Source organism: Aureliella helgolandensis (assembly GCF_007752135.1).
GTDB lineage: Bacteria > Planctomycetota > Planctomycetia > Pirellulales > Pirellulaceae > Aureliella > Aureliella helgolandensis.
The window spans coordinates 5,400,286-5,412,575 of sequence record NZ_CP036298.1 but is presented as its reverse complement, the minus strand read 5'-3'; the positions used below and the strand labels follow the sequence as shown (position 1 = coordinate 5,412,575).

The 12,290-nt window shown below is 53.3% G+C and carries 6 protein-coding genes and 1 pseudogene; 3 read left to right on the top strand and 4 right to left on the bottom strand.

Annotation, left to right across the window (positions count from 1 at the left end):
- Window positions 1-21: 21 nt before the first annotated feature.
- Complete coding sequence (locus Q31a_RS18785) at window positions 22-387, bottom strand: DUF2200 domain-containing protein (protein WP_145081333.1); 366 nt, start codon at window positions 385-387, stop codon at window positions 22-24.
- A gap of 977 nt (window positions 388-1,364) precedes the next feature.
- On the opposite strand from Q31a_RS18785, the gene Q31a_RS18780 reads away from it, so the two are divergent.
- Entirely contained in the window at window positions 1,365-2,552 is a 1,188-nt protein-coding gene (locus tag Q31a_RS18780; protein ID WP_197355394.1) for a hypothetical protein, read from the top strand.
- On the top strand, window positions 2,533-3,213 hold the full coding sequence (locus Q31a_RS18775) for a hypothetical protein (protein ID WP_145081327.1): 681 nt from the start codon (window positions 2,533-2,535) through the stop codon (window positions 3,211-3,213). The genes Q31a_RS18780 and Q31a_RS18775 overlap by 20 nt, the downstream gene beginning before the upstream one ends.
- Window positions 3,214-4,152: 939 nt before the next feature.
- Here Q31a_RS18775 and Q31a_RS18770 read toward each other — a convergent pair.
- A pseudogene (locus tag Q31a_RS18770) lies at window positions 4,153-4,959 on the bottom strand (IS256 family transposase); the annotation flags it as partial.
- Window positions 4,960-5,018: 59 nt separating this feature from the next.
- Here Q31a_RS18770 and Q31a_RS18765 point away from each other — a divergent pair.
- Window positions 5,019-5,396, top strand: a complete 378-nt coding sequence (locus Q31a_RS18765; protein WP_261342675.1) for a glycosyltransferase family protein — start codon at window positions 5,019-5,021, stop codon at window positions 5,394-5,396.
- 249 nt (window positions 5,397-5,645) lie between these two features.
- On the opposite strand, the gene Q31a_RS18760 is transcribed toward Q31a_RS18765, so the two are convergent.
- Together Q31a_RS18760 and Q31a_RS18755 are read right to left on the bottom strand one after the other, a co-directional pair.
- Entirely contained in the window at window positions 5,646-5,999 is a 354-nt protein-coding gene (locus tag Q31a_RS18760; protein ID WP_145081320.1) for a flotillin-like FloA family protein, read from the bottom strand.
- Between the two features lie 743 nt (window positions 6,000-6,742).
- A complete protein-coding gene (locus tag Q31a_RS18755) occupies window positions 6,743-12,151 on the bottom strand; it encodes a lamin tail domain-containing protein (RefSeq protein ID WP_145081317.1) in 5,409 nt (1,802 codons plus the stop codon).
- Window positions 12,152-12,290: the final 139 nt, after the last annotated feature.

The window sequence follows — 12,290 nt, the reverse complement described above, 5'->3', positions numbered from 1 at the left end:
AGCAAATTGCTCGAACTCAATCTACTCGGCGCGTAAGATCTTTTCCATCTTGCGTCCTTTCGCCAGCTCATCAACTAGCTTGTCCAAATATCGGACTTGCTGCGTAAGTGGTGTCTCAATCAATTCCACTCGATAACCGCAGATTACACCCGTGATGAGATGCGCATTAGGGTTAATCGTTGCGTCCTTGAAGAACTGTTCGAAAGTAGCCGCCTCTTGAATAAGGCTTTGCATTTTTTGTTCGTCAAACCCTGTCAACCAGGTGATTACTTGATGCAGTTCCTCTGAAGTGCGGCCTTTCCTTTCAACTTTGGTAACGTAGTGTGGGTATACGGCAGCGAATGTCAATTCCGCAATTTTCTCGTCGTGACTTTTTGCGTTCTTCATGTCTGGAGTCTCACTAGTTTCCGACCGAAAGCTGGCACTAAAGGATGTTATTGTCTGGTTCCATGTCGCAAGCTTAACGAGCCATCGAAAATCCAATCCAATGCAATGCGTGGTCGGACTGTTCGGCCACCTGCGCCTAAATCCGATCGTACCTCAATTTGAGGTCTCAATACAGGACCACTGCCTCCCCAGCAACAACTCTCTTGGCAATCCAAAGCAGCTTTCGTCTGCACCGGTCGCGATATGTTGGACGTCGAGAACAGACCCCAAGATGCTGCAACTTCAGCTGTGTAACGTGTTGAAACGGTTGCTGCTCTTGAGCTTGGTGACTCCATAGTCGTAGAGAAACGGATTTCGAGCAGTTGCACCTTTACAAACCCGTGTTTTTGGGTGTACCAACGACGAATACTGATTTGCGCCAGCGAAGACCGAGCAGCGGCATTCCGATTTGCAAGGCCTTTTGCGGCTGAAGATGAGACTTGCAAGGGCGTCGTGGGGCGGAATATCAGTACGTTATCTGCCAGCTGACCTATCTTTCCGCTCTTCCCGCAACGAAATGATTGGTGATGCCAAAGTTGTTGCAGAGCTCGAAGATGAGTGCCAAGCAAGGACTTCTAGATGAGAGCGTGCGGCTCAATTACCATTCGCTGGCAGATTGATGGTTAGCGGAACGGTTTAAGTGAGTAAGGGGACGACGTCTCGGCCTATGCGGGAGTCGAAACAACTGAGCCCAGCGTAGCATCTCTTCCACTCTGTAATTCAAGTCCCTTTGAAGCGGTTGCATTTCCTCGTTGGCATCTGATAGACTGCCCCAACTTCGGAAAATTAGCAGCATAACCGGTTTGTTCTTTGCCCAAGAAACATGGTCGGAATGCGGCTTCTAGCCTTCGCAAATGAGTTCACAGGTTCGGATTATGCGTGGAATTCTTTTCTGGTCTCTCACCGTTGCGGTTCTTGCATGTTCGGGCTGTACCGAGATGCGCATAATCGAGGGCGATGCCAAAGTCTTTCAAACTTCAGCGGTTGGAACGATCATTCGCACCCTGCTGGGGCTCGGATTAATCGGTCTAGGGATTGTGGCAATTGCTGGAAGCATCCTGCCTGACCGAAAGCCCAAGAATCGGAGAGCCAAGCCGGGCGAAAAACTTTCAGTTGCTCAGCGCGTGGGATTGGGGCTGTTCGGTGGAATGATGGGTTTCATCGGATTATTTCTTGCTGCGATATCGTTACTTTTTCCCAACAAGCTGCATGTCACAGTCTGGCCGGACCGCGTTGAAATGGCATCCACCTATTCTCAAACTGGCGGCAAAGAGCTGGTGATCCCTTTCGCTGGCTTAGCTTCGGTTGAGCTACGCGAGGAAACCAACGTTGTAGGCCGGATCAAGACTTACTTGGTCTTCACGCAAAAGAATGGCGACGTGGTCAAACAGGGCGCGGGGAATAACGAACGACAAGCTTTAATCGCCATTCAGCAGACGCTCGAAGCGTATCAAGCGGAGCAGCCGACTAGCGTAGAAGAAACAGCGACCGCTGTCCCTCACTTACCTGAAACGGTAGCAAAGCCGGCCGAGCGCCCAAGCATGTCTCGGCGCGAGGCTGCGGCGAATCTTGGGCGGCCTAAGGCCGAGTCAAAACCAAAGGAGTATTCGCTCAAACGATATGCAATCAATATTCCCGTTCCAACTGACTACAGCATCGTTGGCCCTGAAACTGTGATTGAAGTTGGAACCAAGCTAAAAGCTTGCTATGCACGTAAGTGGTCGACAGTTACGGTCGTCGCAACGAATGATGATGGAACGATTACCTGCAATTGGGACAGCTTCCCAACTTACACCTACAAGATGATGCGAGAAGACTTAATCGTAGCGAACCAAAATGCGACGGAGGTCGCTGCAAAGTCGCCGTCGACCCAGTACTCACTGAAACGTTACAAGATCGATATCCCTATTCCAAATGGTCACGCCTTGGTTGCTGCCGATACTAAAGTGAGGGTGGGGATGAAGTTGCAAGCTTGCTACGCGGGGCGTTGGGAATTTGTTACCGTTGTCGCTGTTAATGACGACGAGACGATTACCTGCAATTGGGATAAGTGGCAGTCCTTTACCTACAAAATGCTGCGACAAGACTTGATAATCGCGGATGAAGATGCACAACGGAATAATTGATCAATTCTTCGATGAAATCCCGACGAGGCAATGGGATCGGTGGCTAAAAGAGTGTCGAGTTACGTTCGGTGAGTCTCCTCGATACTTCGATGCAGCCACCGAGCAGATGCTTTTAGTGAATCCGCCATGGGTAACAAAGTTACGCTGGGGGGATGCGTTAGCTAAATTGGTTCAGAATCGAACACTTCGGCGACTCTTCAGCAAAGGCAAGATTGTCTGGGGGCATGTGATACAGGCCAATGACGAACTCTACTTGCCCGCCCCATCGGTCGATTCTTATACTTACGATCGTGCAGGCGAACTTGTGTTCTCGCTCGACGATAGCGTCGAGCCCCCACCTAGCCAGTTGGAACGCGTTGCGGTCGCACTTGCCGGGCTAAGATACGCCTCTGAGCTTGATAGTGAACTGCAACCCTGGGCTGACTACTTAGACGCAGAAACAACACGAGTCGTAGGTAAGCAGGTACCGGATAGAATAGCACCTTGCGGTACATTTTTCGTGTCGACTACGCTTTTCCGACGCAGCCATTTGCCGAATGGAGTTCTATGCCAGTCGCTGCTGCCAATTGTTGTCGAAGCGCAACAGCCGCACTTCACCATGCCTCTTCCGCATGCGTACTGGCCTACGTCGTTGTTGGAATGGTGGTCCTGTGACCGCTAATCCAAAATCTAGGTGCGTAGTGGTAACGCATTGAAGTCAGCTGAGCATTTGCGCACACCTTGCTATCTGAACGGAAGTCAGTCGGGCGGCGGCATGACGCCACTGTGACTTGGTTGGCACAGGGGGGCTGAACGGCCAGCTACCCGACGGGGTATTGTAGAAGCAAGTCGGTGGCGGATGTAGGTTGACGTTACCACGACGGATAGGTTGCCATACATTTTCTACCCCTTTAGCTCAACATTGCTATTGGTCGAGTCTGTCGAAACATTTAAATCCGTGGCCACCGATGCAAGACATCTTTGACTGTCCACCGCAGCTAATACGAAAGGACTTTCAATAGATTGTAAGACCATCTAGTGCTTGCTCCCTCGCAAGCAGCATCAGACATCTCCCCAAACTCCGTTGATTTCTCGTGCGGTCCGGTTGCTGCTGAGGGTGAACTGTAAGGTGAAATTCACAGCTCTGTTCGTTTCAACGCAAGCATGCGTTCAAAAGACTCAGCACATGTTTGAGCCGGCAATTCATGGGTATGGTGTCAGTCGGTAATATCGAGCTGCGGTACATAGAAGTCAGTAGCCGGGAAAAGCTTAAAGTTACGCCTCTGGCATTCATGTAGCCGAGAGCAATGCAGCGGGAGACCGTGCGGATGGGCGTGACCAGCTAGGTAATTCGCTCAGCAAGTTCTTTGCTTGGACTATCCAGAAACGTCATCGACTACAATTCGCATCCTGACTCCGTGACCATTCTGGTGCTTGAGTTCATCGATGGGGCGATTGGAAACGTGCTTGTCAGAGAACCCGTACGCCGCTGCCTGCCATTCGGAGTCTTGTTCTAAGCCATCTATGGAAGCGGGATGTCCCCTGCGTTGTAAAAACTGGTAGTGGTCTCGCTGGCTAAAGGGTACTGGAAAAGGTCTTAAGGATCAAACAGGTGGTGGAACTAAAGTGATGGGGCCCGTTCCGTTGCCGGAGCCGTAGGCGACGGCACGGGCCCCGACGGCGGCTTTGTTGGTGTAGACTCGTGTTCTCTCGCTAGGGCGGCAATCAGCGTAGGTAGTTGCTTGTGGCCGCTGATTCGATGGAACCCCTTTTCGGCCTCAAGCAGTGCGTACGACAGCCAGCGACTCGCCTGATCCGTGTCAGCTCGGAATCGTGTTACACGCCCCAAGCGGCGACGCGTGTTCAGGAAGGAGTTCTCAATCGCGTTGGTGCTTAGCAGTGAACGATGGAGCGTGTTTGGCACTTCGAGTCGGTGTAGGGCTAGCAGGTCCTCACCGGCCTCATGAAGGCTCTTACACGCTTCGGCATTGAGTGGCTCAAGGAATGCCTCTAGCTCGTCGACGACCTCTTGTGCGGCGGTATAGCCCTGCACGCTACGGAGTCGTCTAAACAGTCGAGCGAGTTCACCCGTATGACGCTTCGATAGCTTGCCACGGATGTTGCGTTCCTTGTGAACTAAGCAGCGTTGGATGACCGAGTCGGGGAAGTGCTCCTTGACCGCTTTGCGAAGCACGTCGCTGCCATCCAGGACAGCCAGTAAGCGCAGCGAGCAAGTAAAGCCGCGACGGGCCAAGCGAGCCAGCAATTCATTGGATACAACGGCATTTTCACTACTGCCCAGCGCAAAGTCGAGCACATGCTTGCAGCCTTCAGAATCAATGCCGAGAGCAACCACTGCCGTCTGGTCTGAGCTTAGCCGGATACCGTCGAGCATCAGAATGCACCACGTATGTCCCGACAGATCACGTTAGCGAATCCTCGTCGGACAACGTAGCCATTCGCCAGCCAATTCGGTACGTCGTCTTCTTGGATGCTGACTACAGTGATCATCCTGAAATACTACCCGAACTGGTAATGCCTCTTCACCGTGGGGAAGCTGATTTCGTACTTGGTTCGCGATTGCTCGGTAAACGCGAGCCTGGCGCGATGCCGTTGCAGAGTGTGCTAGGCAATAAGCTCGCTCGTTACCTCATGCGAACTATTTGGGGCGAGCAATATACCGATCTCGGGCCCCTTCGTGCGATTCGGTTGGATAAAGTCAATCGACTGCAGATGAAAGACACCAGCTTTGGCTGGACCGTCGAGATGCAGATCAAGGCGACGCAACAGAAGATGCGGACGCTTGAGATTCCGGTGCCCTATCGCTGTCGCATTGGTAAGAGCAAAATTAGTGGTGCGATTTAAGGTGCGTTTAAGGCCGGTTACAAAATCTTGTATACAATCGCTAACTACGCCCTTGCCGCAACGGGATGTGCATTGAATAGCGATTTGAATTTTAAGGCGGAGGTAGCGTCCCAAATTGACCTGTAGCGGCAACCATCTGTCCTCGCTCAGGCAGCGCGTTACTATTTCATCAGCTCGGAGCCGCTTTAAGGGGGCAGGAGCCAATATGACCACGTGGTAGTCTGTAATTTGTGAGCGGAAGACGGTGGATTATCGAACCGCCAAATCGGTCGCGACCAAATCTTCCCAGCGGACATCGACACCAGTTTGCTTCGCGAGACAGAGTGCGTCGACCGCTCTGACAATGTCGACTCCTTGCAGATGCGCCTTCTCCAATTCGGCCACCGTTAGCTGCGTGTCGACGTAGCTCGCGCGGATTCGCTGTTCGCATATCAATTGCGCTGGTGACCGGCGCAGCCGCATCCCCACAACATCAAACGCTCTAATTGGCGCGCCGCTCAGAAAGCACTGCAGCCAAGGTCTGAAAAAAAACATGAAAAATGCTATTAAGACTACCAGCATCAAGGCAGCTACTGCGATGAACAGGAGGATGATTGGGTTCATGTTTGATTTCTGACCGAAGATTCTCGTGCGCGTAGCGGCTATGACGCATCCGTGGCCTTGCTCACCAGTTGCAGTTTACGCCGTGAACCCTATCTTTGCAACGTTTTCCTTTGTTTTGCAATTTTGCGTTGTTAATGCGTGGCGAGGTGTAATTGGGGCACGCCTGGCGTCTTCTTTCGCTTTCTGTGAGGCTACTCGCGACTGGTTCTGTCGCCGCGTTCATACTCGTTTTTGATTGCAGAGCACAGGTTCCAACGATTTTGTGCAATTCGTTCGTGCATGACGCTGACGTTCCATCGCGAAATAGTATCTACAAACAAATGACGTAACCGTTCACGACCTTCCTTATCCACTAACAATTTCAACAGATGCTTCAGATTTAAGTCGCAGACAACGGTGAACGGTTACGAAGCATCCAGGTGGACGTGTTGACATGAAGATGGGGGGCAGGAAGATGGTTGCTCTGGCTATCTTCCTGCCAACATTTTCCTGCCAACAACCTTCTCTGCTGCACCATACTCGCCCTCAGCCAAACTCAACGGCGAGGAGTAATACCAAGCAAGCTCACCACTGCGAAGCATTTCATCCGTTCGTTCACCACCTTCCTCCCCATCAGGCAGCCTCAACCGTTGCTTCAGGTTTGAGTCGCAGACAACCGCGAACGGTTACCTGAATTTTAGCTTCTTCTCATGTTCGTGGAACTCGACACGAGTTGCGTTGGGACCGTCCTCCTTCGCTTGTGGTCACACCCAACTCAGATCGAAAACATCGTCAGCCAAAAGTTGCAGGTCGGAAAATGTGTCCTTTGCGTTACGATCTGCGTCGTCGCCAAACAGGTCGTTGACAGCATCGTCCACTAAATTTCCCATGAAATTGTGACCCGAGTCGGGAGTGGTGGAGCCAAACTTGGCAACGAGCATCTCTGCCTCTGGTTCATTCAAAATTATGGTTTCTGATTCAATGGTTCCATCGACAGGACTTGACGACAAGTCCGAATGCAAGGACGCAGCAATTGCGTCTTCGCTCACTGATTCTCCTTCGGCCATACTTTCGGATTCGGCGTCCTGGCGACGATTCAATTCATTGATAACGAGCAACGCATCCATAGGGGAGATCCATCCGTCTCCGTTGACATCCAATAGTGATGCGTTCGCTACAAATTCGCCTTCTGCAACCGAATCTTGGTTGAGTTGATTAATGACAAGCAATGCATCGAGTGGTGTGGTTTGGCTGTCCCCGTTGGTGTCCGTGGGGAGCAAGAAATTCGTCGTCGCTGTCAGCCTGAAAGCGTCGGTTCCCGCAGTCGAGCGAACGGAGTAAATCCGGTCGCTGGTTTGCGCTTCAAATATGATCGCGTACGTACCTCCAGCATTCACCGTGGCTTGGGCGATACCGTCTACGTATTCGCTGATTTGTTGGACATCACCATCCACCAAGCGGATGGTTTCACTCACTGACGCAGTGCCAATGGGCGTGATCGTTATCGTACCGCTGGCGTGTGCAACAAACAGAATCGCGGTTCGCACACTACTGGCCGTAATCACGTGAGGACGAACCACAACATTGGGTGTGTAAATCCGAGCTGGAATCTCAGGCGTGGTGTCTGTGTCCTGGTTGGTAACGAGGATATCCGAATTCGCAATCGCTGCATAATCGGCGTCTTGACTCGATACCGTGAGCGTCACCTTAACTGATTGATCACCGTCGACATTTCCATCGGACACGCCTGTGACGGTGAACGTTTGAGCAACGTCCCAGTTGCCTGGAGTAAACGTCAGCGAGCTTGTACTCAAGGAAACCTCGCCGGTGTCGCTGCTGGAGACAGCAACGGTGACGTTCGCTGTCGGTTGACTGGCCAAAGACACCGTGACGAGATCGCTGGTTCCGTACTCATTGACCGAGGTCGATCCAGCAGATTGAAACACGACCAAACCCGATGTGGCCGGTGACGTCGAGACGATGATCGTTGCTGCGCTAACACCGGTCGCTCCGTCGTCGTCGGTGACTTGCACGCCAACGGTGAAAGTCCCCGCTGTGGTTGACGTGAACGAAGCCGTTACCCCAGTGGCGTCGTCGTACTGATCATCGTTATCCAGGTCCCAAGCGAACGAGGCGATCGTACCATCGCTGTCCGTTGATCCGGTTGCGGTTAGGGTGATCGTGCCATCGACCAGTCCGCTGTAGGGGCCACCTGCGTCCGCGGTTGGCGCGAGGTTCGTGATGGACGTGACGTTGGTTGCAGCTGGCGTTGGCGTCGTCATCGAAACGAACGTGTCGCTGCCGTCGGGGAAACGTCCAGACGAAATGTCGGTCACTTGGGCGTCGAAAACGACCGAGTCGATCAGGGTGGTGCCGTCGGTGTTGTACAGACCAATGGCTTCACCGCCAGTGGATAGTTTGAAGGTCGCATGATTGTCACCTTGGTCGGTGTCGCCATCGGCCCACACGATCAAGTAGCCGCCTGCGGCAATTATGGTTCCGGAAGTGAACTGCCACTGAGTCGGGTCGGCCAAATCGTCGGTCAGGTACATGCCGCCCAGGTCGATGATTTCTGTGCCAGGGTTGTAAAGTTCAATCCAGTCGTCAAACTCCCCCGCCCCATCGGGATCTTCGATCGTGGTGTCATTGTCGGCCATGAACTCATTGATGTACAGCACCACGGGGGTGACGGCAACGGATGTAACGGTCACAGTTGCACTGCTGGCGCCCGTGGCTCCGTCATCGTCGGTGACTTGCACGCCGACGGTGAAAGTCCCCGCTGTGGTTGACGTGAACGAAGCCGTTACCCCAGTGGCGTCGTCGTACTGACCATCGTTATCCAGGTCCCAAGCGAACGAGGCGATCGTACCATCGCTGTCTGTTGATCCGGTTGCGGTTAGCGTGATCGTGCCATCGACCAGTCCGCTGTAGGGACCACCTGCGTCCGCGGTTGGCGCGAGGTTCATGATGGTCGTGACGTTGGTTGCACCTGGCGTTGGCGTCGTCATCGAAACGAACGTGTCGCTGCCGTCGGGGAAACGTCCAGACGAAATGTCGGTCACTTGGGCGTCGAATACGACCGAGTCGATCAGGGTGGTGCCGTCGGTGTTGTACAGACCAATGGCTTCACCGCCAGTGGATAGTTTGAAGGTCGCATGATTGTCACCTTGGTCGGTGTCGCCATCAGCCCACACGATCAAGTAGCCGCCTGCGGCAATTATGGTTCCGGAAGTGAACTGCCACTGAGTCGGGTCGGCCAAATCGTCGGTCAGGTACATGCCGCCCAGGTCGATGACTTCTGTGCCAGGGTTGTAAAGTTCAATCCAGTCGTCAAACTCCCCCACCCCATCGGAATCTTCGATCGTGGTGTCATTGTCGGCCATGAACTCATTGATGTACAGCACCACGGGTGTGACGGCAACGGATGTAACGGTCACAGTTGCACTGCTGGCGCCCGTGGCTCCATCATCGTCGGTGACTTGCACGCCGACGGTGAATACCCCCGTGGTGGTTGAGGTGAACGAAGCGGTCACCCCGGTGGCGTCGTCGTATTGGCCGTCATTGTTCAGGTCCCAAGCGTACGAGACGATCGAACCGTCGCTGTCAGTTGATTCGGCTGCGGTTAGCGCAATCGTACCATCGATCAGCCCGCTGTAAGGTCCACCTGCGTCGGCGGTTGGCGCGACGTTCGTAATGGTCGTGACGTTGGTTGCACCTGGGGTCGGCGTCGTCATCGAAACGAACGTGTCGCTGCCGTCGGGGAAACGTCCCGACGAAATATCGGTCACTTGGGCACCGAATACGACCGAGTCGATCAGGGTGGTGCCGTCGGTGTGGTACAACCCGATTTCTTCTCCGCCGGTGGACAGTTTGAAAGTTGCATGGTTGTCCCCTTGATCGGTGTCGCCATCGGCCCACACAATCAAGTAGCCGCCGGCGGCAATGATCGTTCCGGAAGCGAACTGCCACTGAGTCGGGTCAGCCAAATCGTCGGTCATCGACATTCCACTCAAGTCGATCGCTTCAGTGCCGGGATTGTAGATTTCAACCCAGTCCTCAAACGCACCCGCTTCGTCGGGGTCTTCTACTACGGAATCGTTGTCGGCCATGAATTCATTGATGTACAGCACTACGGGTGTGACCGGATCGACAACGACAACGCTGGCCAGATTCTCAACGCCAAACGTGGGTTGGTCGGTCGTCTCAAAGTCGCCATCGCCATCGGGAACACGGGCCAACGAAGTATCACCAGCCATCGCAGCGTAGGTAACGGTGTCGATCACTGTGACACCGTCGGTCAATTGAAGCGTGCCGCCAGTTGCACTGAGCGCGAAACTTGCATGGTTGGTGCCTTCGCTGGTTTCGCCGTCGATCCACAGCGTTAGAAACTCGCCGTCATCGAGGTTTTCCGATGGAATCGACCACTTCGTCAGATCAGCAACATCGTCGGTGAGGTACAACCCCGAAACATCTACCAAACCGGGACCGAAGTTGTAGACTTCGACCCACGGATCAAAATCGCCCGATTGGTCTTGGACCGTCGCTACGTTGACCGTCATCAATTCGTTGAGGCGCAGATCGGACGCCGAAGCATACGTGTCCAACTCGGCGTCGAGGTACAGTGCACGAGTTTCAATGAACGAAGTCAAGCCGTAGATCGTTCCCATTCCACTTGTGATGTCGCTAGTCAGGTTTTGTTCAAACTGTGCCGTTGTGTACTGCTTGTTGGGATCCGCCGTCACGTCGACGCGAATCACATTGGCCAATTCGCTGATTCGAGCGGTCGCCGAAGTGATATCGAATCCATTGCGAAGCATTTCCGCCAAGTCGCGCAGGTAGTCCTTGCTATACTCGTCGACTGCCCACAGGTTTTCCATTAAGGGGCGTGACTCCTCAGTTACAGTGCCGCCCGGTCCACCACCGCCTGGTCCACCACCGCCGGGTCCACCACCGCCGGGTCCACCAGTCGTCGCAACTGGCAGCCAGAACGGATCGAGTTCCTGCAGGTCTTCGCCCGGCGTGGTGAATAGGCTAAACCGTCCGAAGGATTCATTCGCGTCCCACAGGATGTGCGTGAATTGCCCGGTGTCATCACGGTCATACAAATAGTAATTGTGAGCCGATCCGTTGTACGAATCGAGGTTCGCAAACAGATTGTTAATCGCAAGCGATGCCAACGAATCATCGACATCCAACAACGGTTCGATCGCCGCAGGCAAGTCTGCGGCGGACGTGTTATTGAGGACGTCGATGAACTCAACTAAGTCGGAATAGTCATTCACCGTCTCGTTGGTTTTGAGTTGATAATTGGTTTCGTAGGCGACTGGATCATCACCCAAGTATGTCAAGTCCGATCCAAAATCGGCATTGGGATCTCCATTTTCTTCATCCGCTGTTGCGCCTTTGAAGAGATTGCCATCTTCGTCACTGCCAAACCGCGTTTGCACATAGGTTTTGTCAACCTGCTCGACGGCGGTATAGAGGCCATACAATTCACCATTGATCGTGACGTTGGTATGGACTGCTCGGCTGGCACCTTCGACGAAGTTCGACGCAAAGTCATAGAGCAACTTTTCCCGCAGCATTGCCGGGTCGTTGTAGTTGTTGTTCAGGTTGAGTTTTTTCAAACCGAGATACGTCAGGCTATCGTTGGTTTCATCAAACTCGTCGAAGTCAATTTTTAGCGACTTTTTGATACCGGTACCGGTGAATGACGAATTACCTTTGAAGCGAACGCCTACGTTTTCCATCGTGACGCCATCGATAGTCACGTCGGCGGCGAAGTACGGATCGGCAGTGTCGTTGGCGTGCGACTCGAACAGAACGTCATACCAATCGGTGTTCTCAAAAGTGATCGAAACTTCATGAACGAAGCTGTCGTCGAAGAACGCCGCCGCGTCATCGGCGACTATGGCGTGCGTCCAAGCGGATTCGCCCTCGGCGATCGCTTCGCCTTCGGCACTCAATGCTGCGGAAGATGTGCTCGTCGAACCAGCGAACAAGTCTGCTGACATGGACAATTCATCCATGTCGGTCATCGTGTTGAGACCGACCAGTGCATCCCCGTGCAACATCATCCGCTGCTCGAACAACTCCACACGCAGAAGACGGCGGAATTTACTCGCTTGGAGGGTTTTACGTCGTTTTTCGGAGGAAAACCAGCTATCTGTCACGATGACCTCAATTTTTCATTAACAAAAGCAACTGTTGTGTGAGATCATGCGTTGCCGCTACGTGAGAAGGGCCACACAAGTGCAATAAACATACGGAAAAAAGCCCTTCAGCGATCTTTTGGCCCTGTAAGGGCTGCCA

Coding starts and splice junctions, on each gene's coding strand:
- Q31a_RS18785 (WP_145081333.1), bottom strand. CDS start 387: ATGAAGAACGCAAAAAGTCACGACGAGAAAATTGCGGAATTGACATTC.
- Q31a_RS18780 (WP_197355394.1), top strand. CDS start 1,365: ATGCGCATAATCGAGGGCGATGCCAAAGTCTTTCAAACTTCAGCGGTT.
- Q31a_RS18775 (WP_145081327.1), top strand. CDS start 2,533: ATGCACAACGGAATAATTGATCAATTCTTCGATGAAATCCCGACGAGG.
- Q31a_RS18760 (WP_145081320.1), bottom strand. CDS start 5,999: ATGAACCCAATCATCCTCCTGTTCATCGCAGTAGCTGCCTTGATGCTG.